General features: G+C 67.7%; 23 protein-coding genes and 2 pseudogenes. 5 read left to right on the forward strand and 20 right to left on the reverse strand.

Annotated features, from left to right (window positions below):
- Positions 1 to 3 precede the first annotated feature (3 nt).
- From murU to DL544_RS04890, 4 genes are all read right to left on the reverse strand, one after another.
- Positions 4 to 714: an N-acetylmuramate alpha-1-phosphate uridylyltransferase MurU gene (gene murU / locus DL544_RS04875; protein ID WP_065185833.1), complete on the reverse strand. Its 711-nt coding sequence runs from the start codon at positions 712 to 714 to the stop codon at positions 4 to 6.
- Positions 711 to 1,736 carry an aminoglycoside phosphotransferase family protein gene (locus tag DL544_RS04880; protein WP_065196589.1) on the reverse strand — a complete coding sequence of 342 codons (1,026 nt, stop codon included), beginning with the start codon at positions 1,734 to 1,736 and terminating at the stop codon, positions 711 to 713. Before DL544_RS04880 ends, murU begins: the two co-directional genes overlap by 4 nt.
- 63 nt (positions 1,737 to 1,799) lie before the next feature.
- A complete protein-coding gene (locus DL544_RS04885) occupies positions 1,800 to 2,069 on the reverse strand; it encodes a GlsB/YeaQ/YmgE family stress response membrane protein (protein WP_005415577.1) in 270 nt (89 codons plus the stop codon).
- A gap of 69 nt (positions 2,070 to 2,138) precedes the next feature.
- Positions 2,139 to 3,632 carry a M20 family metallopeptidase gene (locus DL544_RS04890; RefSeq protein ID WP_053496832.1) on the reverse strand — a complete coding sequence of 498 codons (1,494 nt, stop codon included), beginning with the start codon at positions 3,630 to 3,632 and terminating at the stop codon, positions 2,139 to 2,141.
- 199 nt (positions 3,633 to 3,831) lie between these two features.
- On the opposite strand from DL544_RS04890, the gene DL544_RS04895 reads away from it, so the two are divergent.
- The 4 genes from DL544_RS04895 (at position 3,832) to DL544_RS04910 (ending at position 6,981) form a co-directional block, all read left to right on the forward strand.
- The gene (locus tag DL544_RS04895; RefSeq protein ID WP_032953992.1) at positions 3,832 to 4,158 is read left to right on the forward strand and encodes a ComEA family DNA-binding protein; all 327 of its coding nucleotides are present in this window, start codon (positions 3,832 to 3,834) and stop codon (positions 4,156 to 4,158) included.
- A 351-nt stretch (positions 4,159 to 4,509) separates the two neighbouring features.
- Entirely contained in the window at positions 4,510 to 5,595 is a 1,086-nt protein-coding gene (locus tag DL544_RS04900) for a L,D-transpeptidase (RefSeq protein WP_065177935.1), read from the forward strand.
- A gap of 17 nt (positions 5,596 to 5,612) precedes the next feature.
- A complete protein-coding gene (locus DL544_RS04905) occupies positions 5,613 to 6,338 on the forward strand; it encodes a murein L,D-transpeptidase catalytic domain family protein (RefSeq protein ID WP_065185834.1) in 726 nt (241 codons plus the stop codon).
- 34 nt (positions 6,339 to 6,372) lie between these two features.
- Positions 6,373 to 6,981, forward strand: coding sequence for a HutD/Ves family protein (locus tag DL544_RS04910; protein ID WP_088496716.1), 609 nt, complete (start codon positions 6,373 to 6,375; stop codon positions 6,979 to 6,981).
- A 116-nt stretch (positions 6,982 to 7,097) separates the two neighbouring features.
- On the opposite strand, the pseudogene DL544_RS04915 reads toward DL544_RS04910, so the two are convergent.
- The 13 genes and pseudogenes from DL544_RS04915 to DL544_RS04975 form a co-directional block, all read right to left on the reverse strand.
- Positions 7,098 to 8,701, reverse strand: a pseudogene (locus DL544_RS04915) (sulfite reductase subunit alpha).
- The gene (locus DL544_RS04920) at positions 8,698 to 9,669 is read right to left on the reverse strand and encodes an FAD:protein FMN transferase (protein WP_139726787.1); all 972 of its coding nucleotides are present in this window, start codon (positions 9,667 to 9,669) and stop codon (positions 8,698 to 8,700) included. Before DL544_RS04920 ends, DL544_RS04915 begins: the two are co-directional and overlap by 4 nt.
- Before the next feature lie 56 nt (positions 9,670 to 9,725).
- Entirely contained in the window at positions 9,726 to 10,529 is an 804-nt protein-coding gene (locus DL544_RS04925; protein WP_139726788.1) for a DUF4198 domain-containing protein, read from the reverse strand.
- A gap of 121 nt (positions 10,530 to 10,650) precedes the next feature.
- Positions 10,651 to 11,169, reverse strand: a complete 519-nt coding sequence (locus tag DL544_RS04930; protein ID WP_065177931.1) for a DUF2271 domain-containing protein — start codon at positions 11,167 to 11,169, stop codon at positions 10,651 to 10,653.
- Positions 11,170 to 11,209: 40 nt separating this feature from the next.
- A complete protein-coding gene (locus tag DL544_RS04935; RefSeq protein ID WP_053496843.1) occupies positions 11,210 to 11,848 on the reverse strand; it encodes a PepSY-associated TM helix domain-containing protein in 639 nt (212 codons plus the stop codon).
- A gap of 169 nt (positions 11,849 to 12,017) precedes the next feature.
- On the reverse strand, positions 12,018 to 14,438 hold the full coding sequence (locus tag DL544_RS04940; protein ID WP_139726789.1) for a TonB-dependent receptor domain-containing protein: 2,421 nt from the start codon (positions 14,436 to 14,438) through the stop codon (positions 12,018 to 12,020).
- Between the two features lie 145 nt (positions 14,439 to 14,583).
- The gene (locus DL544_RS04945; protein WP_053496847.1) at positions 14,584 to 14,985 is read right to left on the reverse strand and encodes a hypothetical protein; all 402 of its coding nucleotides are present in this window, start codon (positions 14,983 to 14,985) and stop codon (positions 14,584 to 14,586) included.
- Between the two features lie 164 nt (positions 14,986 to 15,149).
- On the reverse strand, positions 15,150 to 15,827 hold the full coding sequence (locus DL544_RS04950) for a Fe2+-dependent dioxygenase (protein ID WP_065196583.1): 678 nt from the start codon (positions 15,825 to 15,827) through the stop codon (positions 15,150 to 15,152).
- A 10-nt stretch (positions 15,828 to 15,837) separates the two neighbouring features.
- Complete coding sequence (locus DL544_RS04955; protein ID WP_005415590.1) at positions 15,838 to 16,557, reverse strand: tetratricopeptide repeat protein; 720 nt, start codon at positions 16,555 to 16,557, stop codon at positions 15,838 to 15,840.
- Positions 16,558 to 16,628: 71 nt separating this feature from the next.
- Positions 16,629 to 18,920, reverse strand: a complete 2,292-nt coding sequence (locus tag DL544_RS04960) for a TonB-dependent receptor (protein ID WP_139726790.1) — start codon at positions 18,918 to 18,920, stop codon at positions 16,629 to 16,631.
- Positions 18,921 to 19,069: 149 nt separating this feature from the next.
- A complete protein-coding gene (locus tag DL544_RS04965) occupies positions 19,070 to 19,474 on the reverse strand; it encodes a hypothetical protein (RefSeq protein WP_053496854.1) in 405 nt (134 codons plus the stop codon).
- A 175-nt stretch (positions 19,475 to 19,649) separates the two neighbouring features.
- Positions 19,650 to 19,982 (reverse strand): non-heme iron oxygenase ferredoxin subunit, encoded by a 333-nt coding sequence (locus tag DL544_RS04970; protein WP_061479221.1) that lies wholly within the window; start codon positions 19,980 to 19,982, stop codon positions 19,650 to 19,652.
- Entirely contained in the window at positions 19,979 to 20,518 is a 540-nt protein-coding gene (locus DL544_RS04975; RefSeq protein ID WP_139726791.1) for a GNAT family N-acetyltransferase, read from the reverse strand. The genes DL544_RS04970 and DL544_RS04975 overlap by 4 nt, the downstream gene beginning before the upstream one ends.
- Positions 20,519 to 20,724: 206 nt before the next feature.
- On the opposite strand from DL544_RS04975, the gene DL544_RS04980 reads away from it, so the two are divergent.
- The gene (locus tag DL544_RS04980; RefSeq protein ID WP_139726792.1) at positions 20,725 to 21,375 is read left to right on the forward strand and encodes a transposase; all 651 of its coding nucleotides are present in this window, start codon (positions 20,725 to 20,727) and stop codon (positions 21,373 to 21,375) included.
- A 15-nt stretch (positions 21,376 to 21,390) separates the two neighbouring features.
- Here DL544_RS04980 and DL544_RS04985 read toward each other — a convergent pair.
- The 3 genes and pseudogenes from DL544_RS04985 to sufC form a co-directional block, all read right to left on the reverse strand.
- Positions 21,391 to 22,646, reverse strand: a pseudogene (locus tag DL544_RS04985) (cysteine desulfurase).
- The gene (gene sufD / locus DL544_RS04990; RefSeq protein WP_139726793.1) at positions 22,643 to 23,905 is read right to left on the reverse strand and encodes a Fe-S cluster assembly protein SufD; all 1,263 of its coding nucleotides are present in this window, start codon (positions 23,903 to 23,905) and stop codon (positions 22,643 to 22,645) included. The pseudogene DL544_RS04985 and the gene sufD overlap by 4 nt, the downstream one beginning before the upstream one ends.
- The gene (gene sufC / locus DL544_RS04995; RefSeq protein ID WP_019337095.1) at positions 23,905 to 24,669 is read right to left on the reverse strand and encodes a Fe-S cluster assembly ATPase SufC; all 765 of its coding nucleotides are present in this window, start codon (positions 24,667 to 24,669) and stop codon (positions 23,905 to 23,907) included. The genes sufD and sufC overlap by 1 nt, the downstream gene beginning before the upstream one ends.
- Positions 24,670 to 24,740 lie beyond the last annotated feature (71 nt).

A 24,740-nucleotide genomic window follows, 5' to 3' on the forward strand; every position in this document is an offset into this window, starting at 1 on the left:
GGCTCAGCCGTTCGCTGCCAACTCCACATCCAGCGCGCGCAGGCGATCCACGGTACCCACATCGGTCCAACGCCCGCGATGGTGCTGCCCCGTCATCAACCCCTGCGCCATGAAACGCTTCTGCAGCGGCACCACCGAGAACTTCGGCGGAACACGCTCGCTACCCGGCGCATCGCCGATCACCGTGCGCCAGTCGGCCACGATGGAGGGGCGATACACGCCGATGCCGGCATAGGTCAGGCACGGCCCTGCGTGGTCGTGGTGCAGCAGGCCCTGCGCATCGAGTCGGTAGTCACCGTTGGGGTGTTGCGCCGGATTGTCGACCAGCACCAGGTGTGCCTGGCCCTGCGGCTCGCGCGGCAGCGTGGCGAAATCGAAATCGGTCCAGATATCGCCGTTCACCACCAGGAACGGAGCATCGCCCAGCACCGGCAATGCGTTGAGGATGCCGCCGCCGGTTTCCAGCGGGGTCTGCCCTTCGTAAAGGAAATGCAGACGCAGGCCCCACTGGCTGCCATCACCCAGCGTCGCCGGGAACTGCTCGGCCAGCCACGCGGTGTTGACCACTACCTCGCGCACGCCGAGCGCCGCCAGGCGTTCCAGGTGCCAGACGATCAACGGCTTGCCGGCCACTTCCAGCAGCGGCTTGGGTGTGTGCAGGGTCAGCGGGCGCATGCGCTCGCCGAGCCCGGCGGCAAACACCAGCGCCTTCATCGGGCCACGCGCATTGGTGCGCCGAGGTCGGCCAGCGCCGGCTTGATGCGGTTTTCCAGCAGCTGCTGCAGGGGAGCCAGCTCGCGATAGCGTGGCAGCACTTCATCCAGATAGCCGATGAAGCGCGGTGCGTCGTCCAGGTAATGGCCCTTGTTGTCGCGGTAGCGCAGGCGGCAGAACAGGCCGAGGATCTTCACGTGGCGCTGGATGCCCATCCAGTCGGCATCGCGCAGGAAGGTGGCGCGGTCGGGCACCGGCAGGCCGGCGTCGCGCGCGCGTTCGTGGTACTGCGCCAGCCACTCGTCAACGCGCTGCAGCGGCCAGCTCAGGAAGGCGTCCTTGAACAGGCTCACCGCGTCGTAGGCGATCGGGCCACGCACCAGGTCCTGGAAATCCAGCACCGCGGGGCCGTCGTCGACCGGCATCAGGTTGCGCGGCATGTAATCGCGGTGGGTCATCAGCTGGGCCTGGCCCAGCGCGTTGTCCATCAACCGGCGATGCACCAGCTGCAGCCCCTCGAGCTCACCGCAGTCCAGTTCCAGGTTCAGGTGCCGCTGCAGGAACCATTCGTCGAACAGCCCGGCATCGCGTTGCAGCAGCGCCTCGCCGAACTGGCCGAAGTCGGCTGGCACCGCAATCGCCTGCAGGCGCAGCAGCTGTTCGATCGAGCGGCCAAACCATTCATCGGCATTGCGCGCGTCGAGGATCATGGCCAGGGTCGGACCGCCGAGATCTTCCAGCAGCAGGAAGCCGGCCTCCAGGTCCTGTGCCAACAGCGCGGGCACGCGCAGGCCGTGGTCGTGCAGCAGGCCGCGCATGCGCAGCCACGGCCGCGGATCTTCCAGCCCCGGTGGGGCGTCCATCACGATGTGGCTGCCACGGGTGCTGGTGGTGCGCCAGTAGCTGCGCATGCCGGCATCGACCGAAGCGCGCTCGACCACCGCGCTGGCATCGTCGAGCTGGGTACGGGCCCATTGCAGGCGCCGCGCGCTGCGCTGGGGATCGGAGGCGGGTTCGGTCATGCGGGCATATCCGGGGGCGCTGGGCGCGCCAACGTCGGGAACAGGAAGGGAAGGGGGACGGGGTCAGCGGCGGCCGCTGAACAGGCGCAGGACGGCCAGCACGGCCACCGCGCCCACCACCGCACCGAGGAAGCCGGCCGGTTCGCCGGGGGCGTACCAGCCCATGTACTGGCCGAACCAACCGGCCAGCAGCGCACCGAGGATGCCCAGCACGATGGTCAGCAGGCAGCCCATGCGGTTGTTGCCGGGCATGAAGAAACGCCCGAGCAGGCCGACGAAGAAGCCGACCAGCAGGATGTACAACCAGCTGCTGCTGCCGAACAGACCATTCATGCGCGCGGATTCCGCTTGAGTGTGGACGCAGCCTAGCAAGGCCAGGCTGCGTCCGTCACCGGTGCCGGATCAGCAGCAGCCGTGGTCGCCGTGGCGGGTGCCGCTGTCGGCAGCCACCGGCGAACCGCTGGTCTCGCCACGCAGGCTGGCGGCGTAGTGCTCGCTGATCACCTTGGACACGCAGGCGGTGACCTTCTTGCCCATCGGGATGTGCAGGAACTCATTCGGGCCGTGCGCATTGGAGTGCGGGCCGAGCACGCCGGTGATCATGAACTGCGCACCCGGGAACTTCTCGCCCAGCATGCCCATGAACGGGATCGAGCCGCCTTCGCCCATGTACATCGCCGGCTTGCCGAAGAAGGCCTGGCTGGCGTCGTCGATGGCCTGGGTCAGCCACGGCGCCATCGCCGGGGCGTTCCAGCCGGTAGAGGCCTTTTCCAGGTCCAGGGTGACCTGCGCGCCGTTCGGCGGATCGCGCAGCAGCGCTTCCTTCAGCAGCTCGCCGCAGGTCTTGCCATCGGCGGTTGGTGGCAGGCGCAGCGACAGCTTCACCGAGGTCTGCGGGCGCAGCACGTTGCCGGCCGATTCCAGCGGCGGCATGCCGCCCACGCCGGTGACCGACAGCGCCGGGCGCCAGGTGCGGTTGAGCACCAGCTCGGTCAGGTCCTCGTTCATCGGACGCAGGCCGTCGACCATGGGGAACTTCTCGAAGATCTCGGTATCGACCACTTCGGCAGCGCGCCTGGCCTGTTCCTGGCGCTCGGCGGGGATTTCGACGTTCATGCCGTCGATCAGGATACGGCCGGTGTCCTGGTCCTCGATGCGCGACAGCAGTTGGCGCAGCAGGCGGAAGCTGGACGGCACAACGCCGGAGGCATCGCCGGAATGCACGCCTTCGTTGAGCACCTTCACGGTGAAGTTGCCGCCGGTCAGGCCGCGCAGCGAGGTGGTGCACCACAGCTGGTCGTAGTTGGCGCAGCCCGAATCCAGGCAGACCACCAGCGAGGGCTTGCCGATGCGCTCGGCCAGGTGGTCGACGTAGGCCGGCAGGTCGTAGCTGCCGGACTCTTCGCAGGCCTCGATCAGCACCACGCAGCGGGCGTGCGGCAGGCCCTGGGCCTGCAGCGCCAGCACCGCGGCCAGCGAGCCGAAGATGGCGTAGCCGTCGTCCGCACCGCCGCGGCCATACAGCTTGTCGCCGCGAAGGACCGGCGTCCACGGGCCGAGATCGTCATCCCAGCCAGTCATTTCCGGCTGCTTGTCCAGATGGCCGTAGAGCAGGATGGTGTCGTCGCCGGTTTCGGCGCCGGTCGCTGGAATTTCCAGGAAGATCAGCGGCGTGCGGCCTTCCAGGCGCACCACTTCAACCTTCAGGCCGGGCAGCTGCTGGGCCCTGGCCCAGTTCTCCATCAGGGTGACCGCCTGTTCCATATAGCCGTTCTGCACCCAATTGGCGTCGAACATCGGCGACTTGTTGGGAATGCGGATGTAGTCGACCAACTGCGGGACGATTTCGCTGTCCCACTTGTCATTGACGAATTGGCCGAGCTTGGCGCTGTCCATCTGAAACTCCGGTTGCATGGGCTGATCCGGCCATTCTACGCCTGTGCCACGGGTAGGGTTTTTCCTACATCACGTCGGGTATTTGGCTGGCTTACGGAAATCCGGGAAACCGATAGGCTGTGCACATGTGGTGACGGACACTGTTCCTGCCGACGGGATTGCCGGTCGGGGCGGCCAGAATCACAGGGAGATACACGTCGTGCCTTGGAGTGTCGTGTTGAGGGCACTGGTGCTGGTAGTGGGGATCGCTGGGGCGCATGCCGCCGAACCGATCGACATCAACCGCGCCGATGCCCAGGCGCTGCAGCAGGGATTGACGATGGTCGGAGCCGCCAAGGCCGAGGCGATCGTCGAGCACCGGCGCAGACACGGCCCGTTTCATCGCGTCGAGGACCTGGCGCAGGTGAAGGGGATAGGGAAAGCGATCGTCGAACGGAATCGACAGCGGATCACCGTAGGCAACAGGTTGTTGCCGGCGGATCCGGTACCCGGATCGGTACCGGTGCGGACCGTACCCAGGCGCTGACAGCAGGAATCGTCGGAACCGGCAGGAGGCTGGTTCAGCGGTCACGGACAGGACGGCCGTGACCACCGACCGCCGCAGGATGCGGCACCAATCACCAGGATGGTGGCATCACAGACCTGTGGAAGGGGCTGAGATACAAACAGGACAGACGCGGCCGCGTGCAGGACGCAACGCTTCCCCCACAGCGCAGGATGCGAGGGGCGGCAGCAGGCCGACAAGGACGTAACGATTGCCCGGTACGACACATGGCTGTGTCGCCGGGCAGTTTCATTTCCGGCGCCAGGTTTTGCCGCGGCCACCACGGGCCGATGGTGTACGGTGGCGGCTCCGCATGGAAAGGACCCCCGCTGGATGCTTCTGCACCGTCCAACCACTCTGATGCTCGCTCTTGCACTGGCCCTGCCGCTGCTGGCCCATGCCGCTGCGCCGGCACCGGCTGCCAAGCCCGCAGCTGCCACTGCCGGCACCGCCGAGGTGCGCGGGCCGACCGACCTGAAACCGGGCGAATACCTGTGGCATCCGGAAATCTCGCCGACCGGCCCGATCGTGCTGGTGGTCAGCCTCGATGAGCAGCGTGCCTACGTCTACCGCAACGGTATTGCCATCGGCCTGACCACGATCAGCTCGGGCAAGGCCGGGCACGAGACACCGACCGGTGTGTTCACCATCCTGCAGAAGGACAAGGACCACAAGTCCAACCTCTACAACAGCGCGCCGATGCCGTACATGCAGCGGCTGACCTGGGACGGCATCGCCCTGCATGGCGGCAGCCTGCCCGGGCATCCGGCCTCGCACGGCTGCGTGCGCCTGCCGCAGGCCTTCGCGCAGAAGCTGTTCAGCGAAACCCAGCGCGGCGATACCGTCGTGGTGGCCGATGCCAAGAGCTCGCCGATGACCCTGGCCTATCCGTCGGTGCTGGCACCGGTCAATGCACGCGGCCAGGCCCTGCCGGAGACGGAGGGTGGGGCGCCGGCACAGGCCTGGTGGAACGACAGCGCGGCGCCGGCCGGGCAGGTCGGCATCCTGGTCAGCCTGCACGACCAGCGCCTGTACGTGCTGCGCGATGGCGTGATGATCGGCGAGTCGCCGCTGAAGGCCGACGCGCTGCCGGCCTTCCAGGGCACCACCCTGTTCGTGATGGGGCAGGGTTTCAGCGATACGCCCAGCCCGCTGGACGCGAACCAGCGCCTGCACCAGTGGACGGCCTACCCGTTGCTGGGCCAGGACCGCGCCCAGGCCACGCCGGACCTGCTGGCCACGCCCTCGCTGCCGATGGCGCTGCCGGCCGAGTTCGCCCGCCAGCTGTACCGGGTGCTGGTGCCAGGCACGACCCTGCTGGTGACCTCGCTGCCGGCGGTCCGCCCAAGCCCGGCTGAATCCGGAATGCAGCCGGTCTTGGAATCCGAGCCGCCAGGGTCCACCCTCAAGGGCAACTGAGTCCCTTCGTTGTGCCCATGACTGCATCCCGCCTGTGCCGGCTGGCCGCGTTCGGCCTGCTGGCGACCTCGGCCAGCGCCCCGGCGCTGGCACAGACGCCCGCCCTCGCCACCAGTGCCGAAGATCTGGCTGCCTTGCTGTCGCGCAGTGCGCCCAAGGCCGACCGCCACGTGTTGCAGCTGGCGGCGCGCGCCATGCGCTGTGCGTTGCAGCGGCCGGAGCTTGGCATCAACGGTGACCGACTGAGCGTTATCGATTACTCGCGACCGTCCACCGAGCCGCGCCTGTGGGTGTTCGACCTGGCCCACCAGCGCCTGCTGTTCGAGGAATGGGTGGCGCATGGCCGCAACAGCGGCGAGAACCGCACCGAGCACTTCTCCAACCGCGATGGCAGTTTCATGTCCAGCCTCGGCGCGTTCACCGCGCAGGAGACCTACATGGGCGGCAACGGCTATTCGCTGCGCCTGGCCGGGCTGGAGCCGGGCTTCAATGACCGCGCGCGTGATCGCGCGATCGTCATCCACGGCGCGCCGTATGTGAACCCGGCCACCGCGCAGCTGCAGGGGCGGCTGGGCCGCAGCCTGGGCTGCCCGGCGGTGCGCCTGTCGGTGGCCAAGCCACTGATCGATGCGTTGCGTGGCGGCACGATGGTGTTCGCCTATTACCCCGACCAGGACTGGTTGAAACACTCGCAGCTGCTGGCCGGCGGGTGCGGCGGCCAGGGCACGCTCGCCACGCGGTGATGCACGATGGCGCGCGGCGTGATGCAATGCGCCGATGAACGTCGACTCCCTGCTGCACACTCCGAGCCAGGTCATCTCACGCCTGGACTACCGCCGCGAACGCTGGCGCAACGGCCTGGGCTGGACCCGCGAGATCCTGCGCCTGCCCGCGCAGGGCGACGACTGGGCGCTGCGCCTGTCGGTGGCCGAGATCGAGCTGGACGCCGCGTTCTCCGCGTTTCCCGGCGTGGAGCGCGAGCTGGTGCTGCTGCAGGGCAATGGCGTGCGCCTGCGCTTCGAGGATGGCCGCGTGGCCGAAGTCCTGCCGCCGCATGGGCGCGTGCGCTTTGCGGGCGAGGAAACGCTGCACGGCGAACTGGTCGACGGCACCACCCACGACTTCAACCTGATGTGGAAGCGCGACCTGCTGCAGGCCGAACTCCTGCACCGGCCACTGGTGGGCAGCATGTTCTTCTTCTGCGAACCAGGCGTGGCCTGGGCGCTTTACCTGTTGGCCGGTCATGCCGAATTTGGAGCTGACAGCGGTCTGCCGCCGATGCACGCTGGCGATACCGCGTGGTTGGCGGCCGGTGAACGGCAAAGGCATGCGTTGCAGGGCGGGGGCGAGTTGCTGGCGATCCGGGTCAGTGCGGCGGCGGGATGATTCCTGGGCGCCGGTGGGTACCATCCACGCATGGCGTGGATCTACTTGCACTGCGGTTGCCACCCTGCCTGGACACGCCGTTCAGTAGATCCACGCCATGCGTGGATGGGGCGACCTCAATACACATCGCGCCGGTAACGACCGGCCAGCAGTAGCGCTTCCTTGTCCGCAGTCCCCAGCACCTGCTCGATCACCGCATCCACCGCCGGGGCCATGCCCTGCAGGCTGCCACAGACCAGGATCGTCGCGCCTTCATCCACCCACTGCCGCAGTGTTGCTGCTTCGGCCAGCAGGCGGTCCTGCACATAGCGATGCACACCGCCATCGCGGCTGAACACTGCATCCAGCCGCGCCAGCGTGCCATCGGCCAGCATCGCCTGCAGTTCTTCGCCGAAATGGAAGTCATGCGCGGCGGTGCGCTCGCCGAACAGCAGCCAGGTACGGCGCGCGCCACTGCGTACGCGTTCGTGCAGGTGTGCGCGCAGGCCGGCGATGCCGGTGCCGTTGCCGATCAGCAGCAGCGGTACCTCGGCGGCGACGCCATGGAAATTGTCGTTGCGGCGCAGGCGCAGTTGCACCGGTTCGCCAAGTGCGGCGTGGTCGCACAGCCAGCCGCTGCCGATGCCGGGTGTTCCATCGGCGCGTAGCTGGCGACGCAGCAGCAGCTCCACCGCGCCGTCGGCCATCACTGAGGCGATGGAGTACTCGCGATGCGGCAGCGGCTGCAGGGTCGCCAGCAGCGCGGGCAGATCGCCCGGGGGACCAATGAAGGCAGGTGCGAGTGCGCGACGCGTGCCAGCAACGTCTGCCCGTCATCCAGCACCCTGTCCGCATCGAAGCGCTGTGCGTCCAGCCAGGCACGCACGGTGTGCGACGCATGCTGCGGGCCGATCTCGGCGATGTCGCCGGCCTGCCACTGCACATCTGCGCCGGCCGGTGGCCGCAGGCGCAACCAGTACACTGGACCGCCGGGGCTGCCCGGGTTCAGATGTTCGCGCTGCAGCAGCGTCCACGGCTGGTATTCGGCCGGGCTCCAGTCGGGCATTTCACTGGCGCCACCACCGAGTTGTCCCAGCAGCTGTTGCCAATGACGCAGCGCTGCCGGATCGGCGTTGTCGACCTCGATCACATCGAACAGCGCATGCGCGCCGTGCTGCCGCAGCCATTGGTCAAGCTGGTGGCCGAATCCGCAGAAGTGGCCGTAGCTGCGGTCGCCCAGCGCGAGCACGCCGTAGTGCAGGTGCTGCAGTGAAGGCGGCGAGACCATGACATCGCGCAGGAACGGCAGCGCGTGGTCAGGCGGATCGCCCTCACCGGTGGTGCTGGCGATGAACAATGCACGCTGGCTGCCGGCCAGCAAGGCGGCGTCGACCTCATGCAGACCGCGCACGCGCACCGGCACGCCGGCACCACGCAATGCCTCGCCACTGCGTTCGGCCAGCTCGCGCGCGAAGCCGGTCTGGCTGGACCAGACCAGCAGGATCGGTGCGGCATCGCCAGAGGCAGCATGGTCGCGCGGTCGCCCACGCCACCACAGTGCGGCGCAGGCCAGCGCATACAACGCCGTAGCGAGCACCGCGATCTGCGACTGCCGCGCCGGTGGCGCGCCCTGCCACCAGGCTTCGCCCAGATGCAGCCGCAGCAGCGACCAGCCGATCACTGCCAGCAGGAACAGCACCAGAGCGTTGCCGAGCCACGCGCGCGACGGACGGGTGCTCATGCGCCTTGCTCGTCGAGCAGGCGCTGGAAGGCGCTGCTGAGAAATTCGAGTGGGCCATCCGCTGCGCGATGCAGGTAGCGCGCCGCCAGGCCTTCGCGCTCGGCCAGCGCCATGCCCTGGTCGCGACCGAGTACGGTCAGCGCGGTTGCCCAGGCATCGGCGTGCATCGCATCGCCGGCCACCACCGTGACTGCCGCAGCGACCTGGCGCACCGGCCTGCCAGTACCCGGATCGAGGCTGTGGCTGTAAGCCTCGCCATCGGCGTGGTACTGGTGCCAGCGATCGCCGGAGGTGGCCACCGCCCGGCCATCCAGTGCCAGCACGCGAGGCGGGGTGTCGGTCCGCGCATCTTCTTCCGGTGCGGACTCCACCAGCACGCGCCACGGCTGGCCATCCGGTTTGCGGCCGTAGCCGGCCAGCTCGCCGCCGACCTCGATCAGCGCTGCCGCAATGCCTTGCCCTCGCAGCCAGGCAGCCACGTGATCGACGCCGAAGCCCTTGGCGATCGCAGAGAGATCCAGTTGCAGTCCACCCGGTTGTAGCAGCGCATCGCCCTGCCACTGCAGGCGCCGCCAACCGCAGCGCTCGCGCGTGGCCTGTACGGTGGTGGCATCGGGTTGGCGGCGTTCGCCGGCGTGTGCACCGAAGCCCCACAGCGCAACCAGCGGACCGATGGTGGGATCAAAGGCGCCGCCACTGGCGGCAGCGATGGCCTGTGCGCAGGCCAGAACGTGGCGGGTCTCGGCCGGCAGCACGCACCATTGGCCCGCGTTGGCGCGGTTGTAGCGACTCAGGTTCGAGCCGGGCTCCCAGGTGCTCATCTGCGCCACCACCGCATCCAGCCGCGCCTGGATGCCGGCATGCAGTGGATGCAGGTCGCGCTGGCGCGGCGCGACCAGCGACACGCTCCACGTGGTGCCCATGGTGGTGCCGCCGAGGCGGGCGATGTCGAGCTGGGGATCGGTCATGGTGGTCTACCGCAGGCACGATGCCGGGGCCTGCCCGGCATCGCGGTCCACATCTATTACTGCGGCAACACTTCCAGCGTGGCGACGTAGCTCAGGCGGCGCTTGGCGGCCTGCTTCACCGAGGTCTTGTTGTCTTCGGTGCCGGTTTCCAGCCAGTACATGCCGGCTTCCGGCCAGGTCACCTTGATCTCGCCCCTGGCGTCGCTGGTGAGCTTCAGTTCGTCCTGTGCGTTGCGGTAGCGGGTGGCACCCCGCACGATCTCGAACTCCAGGCGGGCGGTCGGCTTGCCATCGACCAGCACGCGGAAGGTGGCTTCTTCGCCGGCGAACAGGTCGTTCGGGTGGCCAACAGCGACCAGCTCGATCCCCCGGTTGGTCGGCTTCAGCGCGGTGTCGTTCGGCGCACCGTTGGTGACGAAGGTCTCCACGCGGCCCACCGACTGGCTCAGTTCCAGCTTCTTCGCGTCCTTGGGCAGTTCGCCAAGGGTCGCCACGCTGCCGCGCCAGCGCTTGCGCTCGCCGTTCTGCTCGTAGGTGGCGAACAGGCCGTCATTGACCGACGCGATGCGGTAGGTGCCCGGCTGCTTCAGTTCGATGTCGAACACGCTGCGGTACTTGCCGGTGGTCGCGTTCTGCGGCTGCACGGTGCTGCCGTCCGGCGCGGTGATCACCAGCGATTCCAGTCGCAGCGGCACGTGGTTGAAGTAGAACAGGTCGTTGGAGACCGCACCGTCGACGGTGATCCACGGTGCGTTGCCGGCGATCACGGTCTGCGAGGGCAGCAGCCAGGCCTTGTGGGCCAGAGCGGAGAAGGGAAGGGCAGCGGCCAGGGCGGCGGCGAGGACGAGCGTGCGCTTCATGCGGAAGACTCCAGTTGGAAGGGGTCGAATCCCTTTCCAACGGAAAGGGCTCTGATCCCGGGGATGTGGCGATGGGGTCAGAGCCCTTCCTGTGGAAGGGATCCGACCCCGGCTCAGACAATTACGGTTTGACGGACAGGGTGACCTGACCCAGTTCGGTGGCGCCCTGCGCCTTGCCGTTCTGCGCGGCGGTGGCCGGCCAGGTGAAGGGGATCTTCAGCAGTTCGCGGCCGCCGACTTCGCGCACCGCCTCCACCACCAGTGTGTAGTTGCCTGGGGCCAGCTGCTTCAGTGCCGGCTGCCTGTCGCTGAACGACAGTGCGTGCCTGCCGGCCGGGCGGGTCGGGCCGGTCACGCCGTCCACCGGCACCTGCAGGGTACGGCCACTCTTGCGCCACCACTGGCGCAGGTCGGGCAGCCACTTGGTGCCGTGGCCCTCGCTGTTGCTGGTCTGCTGGTACCAGACCGACAGGTTGGCCGCGACCTTCTGGTCGGCGCCTTCCAGCCACACCGCCACATACGGGCGGTGGTACTCGGCCACGTTGAGCTTGGGCACTTCGACGTTGATGTCGAGGGTGGTGGCATAGGCCGGCGAGGTGGCCAGCAGGCCGCTGAGGGCGATGGTCAGGGTGACGCGCATGGGGCGGCTCCGGAGGAACGGATGGAATTCACGGTGGAAGTCAGTGGATCAGCAGCAGGGCGATCAACAGCGGGATCATCAGGCCGAGGCCGACCAGCGGCCAGGTCATGCGCCGTTGCCGCGCATGCAGGTGCAGCAGGAACAGGCCGGTGATGCAGAACACCAGGCAGGCCACGGCGAACAGGTCCAGGAACCATCCCCACGCCGGGCCTGCGTTGCGGCCCTTGTGCAGGTCATTGAGGTAGGAGACCACGCCGCGCGAGGTCGATTCGTACTCCACCGCGCCGGTTTCGCGGTCGATGCTCAGCCAGGCGTCGCCACCGGGGCGCGGCAGCGACAGGTAGATCTCCTCGGCCGACCACTCGGCCGGGCGCCCACCGATGGCGATGCCCAGCTGCGTGTCCAGCCATTGCCGGGCCGGGCGCGGAATCGGCGCGTTGCCGTCCTCGCGCGTGCCCAGCTGGCCCAGCAGCGCGGCCGGCAGTTCCAGGTGCTGGTTCTGCACCTGGGGTTTGGCCTCGATCTTCGCGGCATGGTTAAGAGTCAGGCCGGTCACCGCGAACAGCAGCATGCCGATCAGGCAAACTGCGGAGCTGATCCAGTGCCACTGGTGCAGCGTCCGCAGCCAGAAGCCACGGTTCTGTTGCTGCTGCACGGTGGAAGAGGCAGGACGGCTCACGGCACGGTTCGAAGCGGACGGGGACTGCCCATTACATCATTGATGAGAATAGCTCGCAATTGCGTGTCGTTCTGTATCCCGGAGCAGGCATTCCGGGGGGCCGGCCAGCGGCCGGCACTACCGATCGGTAGATCCACGCCATGCGTGGAGCAGGAGCAGGGCGCGGCGATCAGAACTTCGCGTTCAGCGAAATCCAGTAGCTGCGGCGCTGGTCCTTGGTCGCATAGTCGTCCACGCAGTTGAATTCGCTCTGGCTGATCAACAGGCACGACTGCGAGACGAAATCCTTGTCGAGCAGGTTGTTGACCCGCGCGTTCACCGTCAGCCAGGGCGTGGCCTTCCAGCTGCCACCGAGATGGAAGATCGTGTAGTCCTCGTAGTAGCGGGTGTGGCTGGCGCCGTTGGCATCCAGCAGCGTGTCGCGGTAGCGGTCGTAGCGGCCCTCACCGATCAGCGACAGGCTGACCGCTTCATTGATCTGCCAGTTGAGGCTGGCGTTGGCCATGTGTCTTGCCGGCATGGTGCCGCTGATCGGCAACCCCTTCTGTGCGCCACTGGTCTGCTCACTCTTCGTCCAGGTGTAGTTGCCGCGCAGCTGCAGAGTGTCGAGCAGGTCGACATGCGCGGCCAGTTCGGCACCGCGGGTCTCGGCCTTGTCGATGTTCACGCTCTGGGTGAAGGTGCTGTAGCCCAGTGCCGCCCAACCCGGGCCGATGTCCACGCAGTAGCCGCTGCCGGCGCGCGCCACTTCGCAGTTGGGGAAGGTGCCGCCGCTGGCGATCTTGTCTTCGAACGTGTTGAAGAAGCCGGTGACGTTGAAGCCCCAGCGCTGGCCCTCGTAGTAGGCGGCCAGCTCGTAGTTGGTGCTGGTTTCAGGCTTCAGGTTCGGCGAACCCACCAACGGCAGCACGCCCTGGCCACCGAAGCCGGTGATGCCCGGGAACAGCTGGTCCGGTCGCGGGGTCTTGTAGCCGGTGCTGACGCCGCCCTTGAAGGTCCACGCATCGCTGGCGTTCCACACCAGGTAGCCACGCGGACTAACGTGGCTGCCGAACACGTTGTGGTCGTCGTAGCGCAGGCCGAAGGTGGCGGTGAGGGTGTCGGTCAGCGCCCAGTTGTCCTCGGCGAACAGCGCCCACATGCGGTGTTTCTGCTTGACGTTGCTGCGGTAGCCGGCGCCATCCATGCCGAACACGCCATCGACCATGTCAGTGTTGTTGTACTGGCCACCCACCGTCAGCTTGTGTGCGCCGAAGTCCAGGTCGAGCATCGTGTCGAGCACGTAGCCTTCCAGTTCCATGGTGCGCAGCGGGCGCGGCAGGAACGCCTGCAGGCGCGCCATCTCGCTGGGATGGAGTGCGGCCAGCGCATTGCCACGGCCGGCCGCGCAGTTGTTGGAAGCGCCGGTGCGACGGCAGACGTCATTCCACAGCGTCTGCAGGTTGGCACGCTCGTCCAGGGTCAGCGGCAGAGAACGGCCGAGATTGCTGCTCTTGCTGTGGGTCAGCGAAGTCTGCCAGGTGCCGAAGCTGTAGCGGCCCTGGTGGGTCAACGATAGCTGATCGCGCTCGTAGCGCTGGTAGGCGGTGTAGCCCACGCGCGGCTGCACCACACGGCGGGTGACGGTGCCGCTGCCGTTCGGGTTGGGGATCACCGCATTGCCGACGCGCCACAGGCTGGCCAGGCTGTCCAGCGTGCCGGTCTGGCCTTCGCTGTTGTCGTATTTCTGCCGCGACACGTCGTAGTCCAGCCACAGTTCGTGATCGTCGTTGATGCGGAAGTCCAGGCGCACCCCGGTATTCCAGTTGGTGTTGGCGACCGACTTGCCGCCACCGCCGAAGCCGATGCTGCGCTCCCACAGGCTGCCGTCGGGCAGGGACAATGCATCCCATTCCGGGTTCGATGCCTTGGCATTGTAGTAGCTGCCGCGTACCGCCAGGCTGAGGCGGTCCTTCAGCAGTGGGCCGCTGAGGTAGAGGTCGGTGGTGCGCGCATCGCCGAACTGGTCGTCCTGCTGCACGGTGAAGCTCTGGCTGACCGAGCCGTGCCAGCTGTCCTGGTTGCGGCGGGTGATGATGTTGATGACGCCGCCCATCGCGTCCGAGCCGTACAGCGTGGACATCGGCCCGCGCACGACTTCGATGCGTTCGATCGCCTCCAGCGGCGGCAGGTAGGCGAACTGGCCGCCACCGAAGTTGTTCGGATAGATCTGGCCGACATTGCTCTGGCGGCGGCCGTCGATCAGCACCAGGGTGTACTCGGACGGCAGGCCGCGCATCGACACGGTGGCGCGGCCGTTCTTGTCGGTCGCTTCCAGGCCCACGTCGATGCCTTCGACGTCGCGCAGCGCGTCGACCAGGCTGGTATAGGGGCGCTTGCTCAGTTCCTCGCGGCTGACCATGCTGATGCTGGCCGGGGCATCGATCACCTTCTGTTCGAAGCCGGAGGCAGTGACCACCACCTTGTCCAGCGTCTGCGGTGCGCCGGCGGCGTCACCGTGGGCGAAGGCGGGGCTGGCGAAAGCCGCCAGCACGGCGCTGGTCAGCAGGGTACGGGACAGGGACGAACGGACACGATGGCGCTGGGCCATGGCAGTTACCTCGAAGGATGCAGGGTGGCGCGATGCCGTGCGCGAAGGGCGCGGCAGGCACGGAAGGCCCGGTCAGGGGCGGCAGGGATGAAGCAGACAGCGGCGTGCAGGCGCGACCGCGCAGGCGGTCACGCCAGGCCGTGGATCAGGCGAGCGGCGGCGCCTGGCCGCGTTGCTGGCGGCGCCCGGGCGCATCGGCCCAGGGCGTGTCCGGAGCGGCCAGCGGCCAGTCCGGGCGCACGCCGGGCATGGCCGGCGTGGCGGGTACGAGTTCGAGTTCAGTGCGCAGCCAGTGGCTGGCCAGCAGCAACGGCGGGTGTGCCTGCTCGGCCGCTTTCACCGGGGTGGCGGCACAGCGGCGCAGCTTGGCCGGCGCCTCTTCCTGCAGGGGACTTTCGCCACCGCGCTCTTCCAGCGGCATCTGCATGGCCATTCCGGCCTGGGCCTGTGGCAGCAGTGGCAGGGTGCCCAGCAGCAACGCCAGCATCGCCACCCATGCCAGCAGGCTGGCCAGCGCCGGACGCTGGCCGCGCATGGCGGTGCCCATCTTGCGATGGATGAGTGGGCGAGGGCGAAGCGGACGCAGCAAGCAGGGGTCCCCAGGGGTCCGCCGGCAGCGGCCGGCATCAACGGGGCGTGATTGTAATGAGAGCCGTTAGCTGTTGCAAATGAGAATGATTGCCAAAATGCCGGAGGCCGGCCCGGCAAGGCTCAGACTTCGCTCCAGCGCCGCAAAAGGTTGTGGTACACGCCGGTCAGCTGCAGGATCGCCTCGGCGTCGCCGCCGGTCTGCCGCAGGCGCTCGATCGAGCCATCCATTTCCCACAACAGGCGGCGCTGCACGTCGTCGCGGATCATGCTCTGCACCCAGAAGAAAGAAGCCACGCGTGCGCCACGGGTAACCGGCCGCACCTGGTGCAGGCTGCTGGACGGGTACACGACCAGGTCGCCGGCCGGCAGCTTCACTTCGTGCTCGCCGTAGGTGTCGCTGATGATCAGCTCGCCGCCTTCGTACTCCTCGGGCGCGGACAGGAACAGGGTGCAGGAGATGTCCGAGCGCAGCTGCTCGCCATTGGCCAGGTTCATCACCGCACCATCGACATGGTAGCCATAGGCGCCGCCACCGCTGTAGCGGTTGAAGCGCGGCGGCAGGTACTTCAGCGGCAGCGCGGCGCTGAAGAACAGCGGGTGCCGGGCCAGCGCGACGAGGATGATCTCGCCCAGTTCGCGGCGCAGCGGGGAAGCCTCGGGCAGCTGCTGGTTGTGCTTGGCCTGTGCGCCCAGATGCCCCACGGTTTCGCGGCCATCGGTCCAATCGGTGTCGTCGAGGCGGCGCCGGAAGCCGGCGACCTGGTCGGCGCTGAGAATGTCGGGGATGTGCAGCAGCATGCGGGACTCCTCAGAGGGACGGCGGTGCGATCAGGGCGCGCACCTGGGGATGCGGCGACGCGGCCAGTTCCGGCACGATGTGCGCCATGAACGCCGGACTGCCGTGCGCCAGGGCGAGCCGCAGCCAGTGCACGGCCTGCTCGACCTGGCCGGCCTGCAGCAGGATCGAGGCGTAGTTGGCCTGGCCGCGGAAATCACCGGCCTCGGCCGCGCGCTGGTACCAGGCGAGCGCCGCCTGCGGATCAGCCGCGGTATCCAGCCCGTCTTCGAGATGCCGGGCCAGCAGGTTCATCGATTTGGCATGGCCCAGGTGCGCGGCACGGGTGTACAGGGCCAGTGCCTGCGCGCGGTCCTGGGGCACGCCGCGGCCGGTGGCCAGCAGGTTGGCCAGGTTGTACAGGCCCCAGTCCAGCCCGGTGTCGGCCGCGCGCCGGTACCACACCGCGGCCAGCGTGGGATCGGGCGTGGTGCCCTGGCCCAGCTCATGGCAGCGGCCGAGCATGTTCATCGCCATCGGCGCGCCGTTGTTGGCGGCGGTTTCGTACCAGAGCAGCGCAGCCGAGGCGTCCTGCGCGGTGCCTTTACCTTCCATGTGCATCTGCGCGAGCAGCAGTTGTGCATCGACCTGCCCGGCCTGTGCGGCGTCGCGCACGCGTGCGAACGCAGCCTGTGGATCGTGCTGGAGCAGCTCGGCCAGGGCGTCGCTGTCGATGGGGGTACGGGGTGCCATGATGGGGTGAGTATCGCCGGAAACAAAAACGGCGGCAGGAGCCCCTGCCGCCGTGGTGGAGCGCCGTTACATCAGAACTTGACGTTCAGTGCCAGGGTGGCCGAGCGACCCGGGGCGATGCTCGCGTAGTGCGAGGCATAGGCCTTGGTGAAGTAGGTCTTGTCGGTCAGGTTCTGCACGTTGAGCTGCAGGCTGATGTTGTCCTGGATCGCGTAGCTGGCCATCGCGTCGAAGCGGGTGTAGCTCGGGATCCACTTGGTGTTGGCGACATCACCGTACTGCTTGTCCGAGTAGAACGCGCCGGCGCCGATGGTCAGGCCGATCGGGAAGCGGTAGGTGGTCCACAGGTTGGCGCTGTGCTTGGCAGTGTTCGGGAACACGTTGCCGTTGTATGGCGACGGCACGTACACGTTGGACGGGCAGGTGCGGCCCACCGGTGCGCCACAGACGAAACCGTTGTCCTTCAGTTCCGAGTCCAGGTAGGTGTAGCCGCCGTACAGGCTCCAGGCGTCGGTCAGCTGGCCGGTGAAGCCCAGTTCGAAGCCGTTGATCTCCTTCTTGCCGGCGTTCTGGCTGGTGCCGTTGTCGACCGTCACGCGTGCGTTGTTCATCACGGTGTGGAAGATCGCTGCGGTCAGGTTCAGGCGCTGGTCGAACAGGTCCCACTTGGTGCCCAGTTCGAGGTTCCTGGTGTCCTGCGGCTTGAGGTCGGCCACGGCGGCGCTCAGGCCGTCCGAACCGTCACCACCGTCCATGCCCGGCGGGGTCGAGGAGGTGCCCCACGACAGGTAGATGCTGCCGTTGGCGGCCGGCTTGAACACCACACCGGCCTGGTAGTTCAGGAAGTCGTTGCTGTTGCGCACGCGGGTCGGTGCCTTGCCGGCCACCGGGGTGGTCAGGGTGGTGCGGAAGTCGTCGTAGCGCAGGCCGAGGTTGATCATCCACTGCTCATTGAGCTCGATGGTGTCGAACACGTAGGCGGAGGTGGTCCTGGTGCGCTGCTCGACGTCCAGTGCCTTGTCGCTGCGGTACACCGAATGGGTGGCTGCCCACGGATCGCGCGGATCCGGATTGGCGAAATCGGTGCAGTTGTAGCCAGTGGCCGCGCCGGTGGTCGGGCACTTGCTGTTGCCGGTGAGCGGGTTGCTGGTGCCCGGTGTCATCAGGTAGCTGCCGCGGGTCATCTTCTCGTCGCTGTACTCCACGCCTGCGCTGTAGCTGTGCTTGAGCGCACCGGTCTGGAAGGCACCGGTCAGGCCCAGCTGGTCGGCGAAACTCTTGACGTCGACGGCGCGGGCGTTGGTACGGCGCCACAGGGTACCGTAGTTGTTCGGGTTGCCCTGGCTGTCGTCCGGCTGGGTCCACAGGTAGTCGTTGCTGGTGTTGCCCAGGCGCGCGATGTTGCGCAGCTTGTGGCCGCCGAAATCGTAGCTGGCATCCAGCGTGCTGATGTCGGCGCGGGTGCGCTGGAAGTCACGGTCGACCAGGCCGTAGTAGTTGTTGCGGTCCGGCACCATCGGGCGGCCGTCGACCCACTTCGAGGCCGGCGCCCCGTTCGGGTTGCCATACGGGAAGCCACCCGCGTCCGGCAGGTCATCGCTCTGCATGTGGTAGTGGCTGGCGATCAGCTGCGCCGGGCCGTTCAGGCCGAACGCGATCGACGGTGCGATGCCCCAGCGGCTGACATTGGCGGCGTCGCGGCCAGCGATGTCCGATTCGTGCTTCATCAGGTTCAGGCGCGCGGCGATGCCGTCGCCCAGCACGTAGTTGGCGTCCACGGTGCCGCGTGCGTAGCTGTCGGTACCGATGCCCATGCTGGCGCTGGTCTCGTTCTTCAGCTTCGGCGTCTTGCTCACCAGGTTCAGGCTGCCACCACCGGAATCACGGCCACCGTAGGCCGAGCTCGGGCCCTTGACCACTTCCACCTGCTCCAGGTCGAAGATCTCGCGGGTCTGCGAGCCGACGTCGCGCAGGCCGTCGACGAAGACGTTGCTCTGCGAATCGAAGCCACGGATGAAGGGGCGGTCGCCGGTCGGGTTGCCGCCTTCGCCGGCACCGAAGGTGATGCCCGGCAACATGCGCAGCGCATCCTGCAGGTTGGTCGCACCGGTTTCGGCGATCAGCTTCTCCGACACGATCGACACTGACTTGGGGGTGTCCAGCAGTTCGGCGGTGAACTTCGGCGAGGACGGATTGAACCAGCTGCCGCGCACCTGCACCTTGTCCAGGTCGGTGGCCTTGCTGGATGCGGCATCAGCGCTGTCGGCAGCCTGCGCGGCCAGCGGCGCGAAGCCTGCGGCCAGGGTGGCGGTGGCGAGCAGGGAAACGCGCGGGGCGTGCTTGCGGGACGTGATGTGGGTCATGGCTTTGGGTAGTGGCGTGGATCGGGAAACGGCGAAGGCCGAAGCGCAGACAGCGCGACGACAGGGAGGGAGCGTCTTCTGTAGAGCCGAGCTGATGCCCGGCGATGCGGCGAACGACTTCAGGCGCACGGCAACAGCCGCAGGGCGCCTCAGCTGGCGTGCGGTGCGGGCGGTGCGTGGCCGGGGTTCAAGCGCAGTGCGGGATCGTGCAGTTGCCGGCGCAGGGCATCGGAGCGCCATAGCGGGATATGTGCGACCAGGGGCGCGCGCAGGGGTGCCACTCCGGTGCAGGGCGTGTTGCCCTCACCATCAAGCGGCGGCTCCGGTGCAGGTGCAGCATGTTGCGGGCATTCGTCTGCCGACGGCGCCGGCAATGGCATGACCTGGCGCAACCCTTCGGCATGTGCCTGCCACCCTTGGGTAGTCGGGGCGTTGCTGCGTCCTTCGTGCAGCGCCGACCAGCCCAGCAGCAGCGTCAGCAGCACGGCCACGGCCAGTGGCCACCCCTGGCGGGCGAGCTGGCACAACGTGGCAGTGGGCGCGGGCGATGCCATGGCGCGAGGGCGAAGTCGTTACGAAGATGTTACGTAGAATAACATCAACGATAATGATTCGCATGTACGGGGTGCTGCGGGACGCCGGGGCGGCCGGGGAACGCCCTGCGAAGGCCCTTGCGGGGCCTCCTGCAGATCCAGCCCATGGGTGGGTACCCCAGGTCGGGGCGCCGCCTCAATCCCGGTCGTCGCGCGTCCAGACGGCGTCGTGTTCGCGCTTCACCGGGAACTTGGGCACCGGGGTATAGGCCGGTGCGCACAGGGCGCGGCCATCGCGTACGTCGAAGCGCGCGCCGTGAAGCACGCACTCCACGCTGCCTTCGGCGGTGTTGAATTCGCCAGAGGACAGCTCGAATTCCTCGTGCGTGCACTGGTCTTCCAGCGCGTACAGCTCGCCGTCGAGGTTGAACACCACGATCGGGGTGCCGGTCACCTCGTCGAACACGCTCTTCATTTCGCCCGGCAACAGCTCGTTGCCGGCACACACGAAGGTCCAGGTATCGCTCACGCGGCGGCTCCGGCCAGCGGCTTTTCCAGGATCTCGAAGCGCAGGTCGTCGCGCTTGGGGATGCCGAAGCGCTCATCGCCGTACGGGAATGGCTTCTTGATGCCGGTGCGCTGGTAGCCACGACGCTCGTAGAAGGCGATCAGCTCGTCGCGCACGTCGATCACCGTCATCTGCATCACCGGCACCTTCCATTCGCGCGCGGCGTGTGCTTCGGCCGCCTCCATCATCTGCTTGCCAACGCCACCGCCCTGCTGCGCCGGATCGACCGAGAACATGCCGAAGTAGCCCTTGCCGTCGACATCGGCGACGTGTGCGCAGGCCACCAGCTGGTCCCCGCGCTCGGCCAGCAGAATGGTCGAGCGCGGCCGGTCCAGGTCGGCCTGGATGCCTTCGGCGTCGATGCGGGCGCCATCCAGCAGGTCGGCTTCGGTAGTCCAGCCCACGCGGCTGGCGTCGCCACGGTAGGCCGAGGTGACGAGGGCGATCAGGGCGGGGATGTCGGCCGGCGTGGCGGCGCGGAAGGTCAGGGTGCTCATGGGGCATTTTAGGTGGGCAGTGGGCGGGCGCAAATGGGGGAGTGGGGTCAGATCCCTTTCGCAACGCGAAAGGGATCTGACCCCGGTATCTACTGACTCAACGGCAGGCCATGGACCGACTGGCGCGGGCCCGGAATCGGCAGATGCTCGGGGTCAGATCCCTTTGCGCAGCGAAGGGCTCTGACCCCTGTTCCCAGGAGAAGCCCATGCCAAGGCCACCACGCATCGATGCGCCCGGTCACCCGCAACATGTCGTTCAACGTGGCAACAATCGCCAGCCCGTGTTCTTCACCGATGGCGACCGTGTGGCCTACCTGCGCCTGCTGTGCCAGCACGCGGACCAGCAGCACTGTCGGGTCCACGCGTACGTGCTGATGGACAATCACGTTCATCTGCTGGTGACGCCTGATGTCTCCGGCGGGCTGTCACGGATGATGCAGGCCGTGAGCCGGACCTACGTGCGGCGGGTGAATGATCGGCAGGGCCGCACGGGAACCCTGTGGGAGGGGCGTTTCTACTCGACGCTGGTCGATACGGATCGCTATCTGCTGGCCTGCCAGCGCTACATCGAGCTCAACCCTGTCCGTGCGGGAAGGGTGGCGCGCCCAGGGGACTATCGCTGGTCGAGCTATCGGGCGAATGCGCACGGCAGGCCGAATGCGCTGCTCAAGCCGCATTCGGCATTCGAACTGATTGCCCTGGATCTGGATGAACGGCGCAGGCGCTATGCGGCGTTCATCGAGGAGGGAATTCCTGCCGCGGATGTGGCGGAGATCCGGCGAGCATTGCGGTCGCAGCGATGGTTGGCCGGTTCGCTAGCGGGGGCAGAGCCCTTTCGCGATGCGAAAGGGATCTGACCCCGTCTGCTGGGGTTACCCCAGCAGCTTGCGTACCTTGGTCAGCGCGGTCATGAACCGCTCGATCTCGGCGTGCGTGTTGTAGAACGCCAGCGAGGCGCGGCAGGTGGCGGCGACGCCGAAGTACTGCAGCAGCGGGTGTGCGCAGTGCTGGCCCGAGCGCACGGCCACGCCCTCCAGGTCGAGCAGGGTGGCCAGGTCGTGCGCATGCGCACCATCGATCAGGAACGAGACTACGGCCGCCTTCTCCGGTGCCTGGCCGATGATGCGCAGGCCATCGACGCGGCGCAGCTCTTCGGTGAAGTGCGCCAGCAGTTCGGCTTCGCGCGCTTCCACGTTGTCCTGGCCAAGCTGCTGCAGGTAGTCGGCGGCCACGCCCAGGCCGATGAAACCGGCGATGTTCGGGGTGCCGGCTTCGAACTTGTGCGGGGCGTCGTTGAACACGGTGCCGTCGAAGCTGACTTCCTTGATCATCTCGCCGCCGCCGAGGAACGGTGGCATCGCGTCCAGGTGCTCGCGACGGGCCCACAGCGCGCCGGTACCGGTCGGGCCACACATCTTGTGGCCGGTGATGGCGTAGAAGTCGCAGCCGATCGCGGCCACGTCGACCTTGCGGTGCGGCACCGCCTGCGAGCCATCGACCACGGTGATGATGCCGCGCTTGCGCGCTTCACGGCAGATCTCGCGCACCGGGTTGACCGTGCCGAGCACATTGGAAACGTGGGTGACCGCCAGCAGCTTGACCTCGGGGTCATCGCCGCGCGCAGCGCATCCAGGTCCAGCGCGCCGTCAGGCGTGATCTCGGCCACGCGGATGGTGGCACCGGTACGCTGCGCGACCAGCTGCCACGGCACGATGTTGGCATGGTGCTCCATGCGTGACACCAGGATCACGTCGCCGGCCTTCAGCCGCGGCAGCGCCCACGAATACGCCACCAGGTTGATGGCGAAGGTGGTGCCGCTGCACAGCACCAGGTCGCTGGGGCGCACGTTGAGGAAGCGGGCCAGCGTGTTGCGCGCGCCTTCGTAGGCGTCGGTAGCTTCGCTGCCGAGCGCGTGCACCGCGCGGCTGACGTTTGCGTTGTAGCGGCGGTAGAACTCGTCCACCGCGCCGATCACCTGCACCGGCTTCTGACCGGTGTTGGCATTGTCGAAATAGACCAGCGGCTTGCCGTGCACTTCGCGCATCAGCAGCGGGAAGTCGAGGCGGACGCGGTCCCAGTCGGGCGCGCCGGTGCGTTCTTCGATCGGGCGCGGCGTGGACAGGTTCATGCCACACCCGCCTCGGCCAGGGCCTTGTCCAAACGGCGTGCCAGCTGCTCGCGCAGGGCTTCCGGCAGGATCTTCAGCGGCTCATGGCAGAACGCGGCGCTGAGCAGCGCCTGCGCCTGTGCCTGCGGCAGGCCGCGCGAGCGCAGGTAGAACAGCGCATTGGCATCGAGCTGGCCGACGGTGGCGCCATGCGCGGCCTTCACTTCATCGGCGTCGATAACCAGCGTCGGCTGGGTATCGATCTCGGCGTCGGCCGATAGCAGCAGGTTCTTGCTGGACAGGTTCGCATCGGTGCCGTCGGCGCCTTCGCGGATCTGGATGCCGCCATGGAACACCACGCGGCTGCGGTTGGCGGCAACGCCGCGCCACAGCAGTTCGCAGGCGGTATCGCGCGCGATGTGATCGATACCCAGCCGGGTCTCGACGTGGCGGCGGCCATTGCCGAGCAGCACGCCGTTGGCGGTCAGCTGGGCGTTGTCGCCTTCCAGGCGCACGTTCAGTTCATGGCGGCTGAGCGCGGCGCCCAGTTCCAGGTCGACGCGGTGGTACTGCGCGTCGCGGGCCAGCACCGCGTCGGTACGCAGGAAGCTGGTCTGGCGCGCGCTGCCGGCCTGCACGCGGGCGTGCTTGAGCACGGCGTCGCGCGCGACGTGGGCATGCAGCACGGTGTTGTCCAGGTGGGCGGAGTCACCCACGCTGAAGCGGTGCTCGACCACGCCGAGGCTGGCGCCGGCACGCAGTTCGATCAGGTGGCGGTGATGCCAGGCCAGGTCGGTCTCGCCGGCCACACTGGCGAACACCAGCTGCAGCGGCGCTTCGACCTGCACGCCTTCATCCACGCGCAGCACCACGCCTTCATCGGCCAGCGCGGCATTGAGGCGGGCGAAGATCTCTTCGCTGCGCTCGTAGCGGCGGCCGAGGAAACGCACGGCGTCCTCGCCCGCAGCCAGTGCAGCCGACAGCGGCTGCAGCTGCACGCCGGCCGACAGGGCCTGCACGTCGCTCAGTGCGGCGTCCAGGCGGCCATTGACGAACACCAGGCGCGGTGCCGGAATGTCCTCCAGCAGGGCGGCGTCCAGCGCCGGGCCCTGCAGCGGTGCAGCCGCGAACGCACGGCGTTCCAGCTGGCGCAGCGAGGTGTACTTCCAGGCTTCGTTGCGGGCGGCCGGCAGGCCGTCACGCAGGGCCGCATCCAGCACTTCGCGGCGCGCATCGCTGCCACAGAAGGCCTGGGCCATCGAATCAAGCAGGGCGCTCATCAGACCGCCGCCTCGGGCACGACCCGGTCCTTCAGGAAATCATAGCCGTGCGCTTCCAGCTCCAGTGCCAGCTCCGGGCCGCCACTCTTGACGATGCGGCCATCGGCCAGCACGTGCACCACGTCCGGCTTGATGTAGTCCAGCAGGCGCTGGTAGTGGGTGATGACCAGGAACGAGCGATCAGCAGCGCGCAGTGCGTTGACACCATCGGCCACGCTCTTCAGTGCATCGATGTCCAGGCCCGAGTCGGTTTCGTCCAGGATCGCCAGCTTCGGTTCCAGCACGGCCAGCTGGAAGATCTCGTTGCGCTTCTTTTCGCCGCCGGAGAAGCCTTCGTTGACGCCACGGTGCAGCAGTTCGTCCTTCAGGTGCAGCACGGCCAGCTTCTGGCGCACCAGCTTGAGGAACTGCATGGAATCGAGTTCCTCCTCACCGCGTGCCTTGCGCTGGGCGTTCAGTGCCGCGCGCAGGAAGTAGGTGTTGTTCACGCCCGGGATCTCCACCGGGTACTGGAACGCCAGGAACAGGCCGGCAGCGGCGCGCGCTTCCGGGTCCTGCTCCAGCAGGTCGACGCCGTCGAACTGCACGCTGCCTTCGGTCACTTCGTAGCCGTCGCGGCCGGCCAGGACATTGCCCAGGGTGGACTTGCCGGCGCCGTTGGGGCCCATGATGGCGTGCACCTGGCCCGGCTGGACGTCCAGCGACAGGCCCTTGAGGATTTCCTTGTCGCCGATGCGGGCGTGGAGGTTTTCGATCTTCAGCATGGTGGGGTTTCCGTGGGGCGGGCCGCGGCCCGCCGGTAAAGAGAATGCGTTTGCGAGGGGCAGGGGCGGGC

Origin of the sequence: Stenotrophomonas sp. pho (genome assembly GCF_006228405.1) — a bacterium.
In the GTDB taxonomy this organism is placed as follows: Bacteria; Pseudomonadota; Gammaproteobacteria; order Xanthomonadales; family Xanthomonadaceae; genus Stenotrophomonas; species Stenotrophomonas sepilia.

Bases quoted from the DNA above. Each gene is read 5' to 3' on its own strand.
- DL544_RS04910 (WP_088496716.1), top strand. From the start codon at position 6,373: ATGAACGTCGACTCCCTGCTGCACACTCCGAGCCAGGTCATCTCACGC.
- DL544_RS04880 (WP_065196589.1), bottom strand. From the start codon at position 1,736: ATGACCGAACCCGCCTCCGATCCCCAGCGCAGCGCGCGGCGCCTGCAA.
- DL544_RS04925 (WP_139726788.1), bottom strand. From the start codon at position 10,529: ATGAAGCGCACGCTCGTCCTCGCCGCCGCCCTGGCCGCTGCCCTTCCC.
- DL544_RS04930 (WP_065177931.1), bottom strand. From the start codon at position 11,169: ATGCGCGTCACCCTGACCATCGCCCTCAGCGGCCTGCTGGCCACCTCG.
- murU (WP_065185833.1), bottom strand. From the start codon at position 714: ATGAAGGCGCTGGTGTTTGCCGCCGGGCTCGGCGAGCGCATGCGCCCG.
- DL544_RS04965 (WP_053496854.1), bottom strand. From the start codon at position 19,474: ATGGCATCGCCCGCGCCCACTGCCACGTTGTGCCAGCTCGCCCGCCAG.
- DL544_RS04885 (WP_005415577.1), bottom strand. From the start codon at position 2,069: ATGAATGGTCTGTTCGGCAGCAGCAGCTGGTTGTACATCCTGCTGGTC.
- DL544_RS04980 (WP_139726792.1), top strand. From the start codon at position 20,725: ATGCCAAGGCCACCACGCATCGATGCGCCCGGTCACCCGCAACATGTC.
- DL544_RS04960 (WP_139726790.1), bottom strand. From the start codon at position 18,920: ATGACCCACATCACGTCCCGCAAGCACGCCCCGCGCGTTTCCCTGCTC.
- sufC (WP_019337095.1), bottom strand. From the start codon at position 24,669: ATGCTGAAGATCGAAAACCTCCACGCCCGCATCGGCGACAAGGAAATC.
- DL544_RS04950 (WP_065196583.1), bottom strand. From the start codon at position 15,827: ATGCTGCTGCACATCCCCGACATTCTCAGCGCCGACCAGGTCGCCGGC.
- DL544_RS04940 (WP_139726789.1), bottom strand. From the start codon at position 14,438: ATGGCCCAGCGCCATCGTGTCCGTTCGTCCCTGTCCCGTACCCTGCTG.
- DL544_RS04975 (WP_139726791.1), bottom strand. From the start codon at position 20,518: ATGAGCACCCTGACCTTCCGCGCCGCCACGCCGGCCGACATCCCCGCC.
- DL544_RS04920 (WP_139726787.1), bottom strand. From the start codon at position 9,669: ATGACCGATCCCCAGCTCGACATCGCCCGCCTCGGCGGCACCACCATG.
- DL544_RS04955 (WP_005415590.1), bottom strand. From the start codon at position 16,557: ATGGCACCCCGTACCCCCATCGACAGCGACGCCCTGGCCGAGCTGCTC.
- DL544_RS04905 (WP_065185834.1), top strand. From the start codon at position 5,613: ATGACTGCATCCCGCCTGTGCCGGCTGGCCGCGTTCGGCCTGCTGGCG.
- DL544_RS04945 (WP_053496847.1), bottom strand. From the start codon at position 14,985: ATGGGCACCGCCATGCGCGGCCAGCGTCCGGCGCTGGCCAGCCTGCTG.
- DL544_RS04890 (WP_053496832.1), bottom strand. From the start codon at position 3,632: ATGGACAGCGCCAAGCTCGGCCAATTCGTCAATGACAAGTGGGACAGC.
- sufD (WP_139726793.1), bottom strand. From the start codon at position 23,905: ATGAGCGCCCTGCTTGATTCGATGGCCCAGGCCTTCTGTGGCAGCGAT.
- DL544_RS04900 (WP_065177935.1), top strand. From the start codon at position 4,510: ATGCTTCTGCACCGTCCAACCACTCTGATGCTCGCTCTTGCACTGGCC.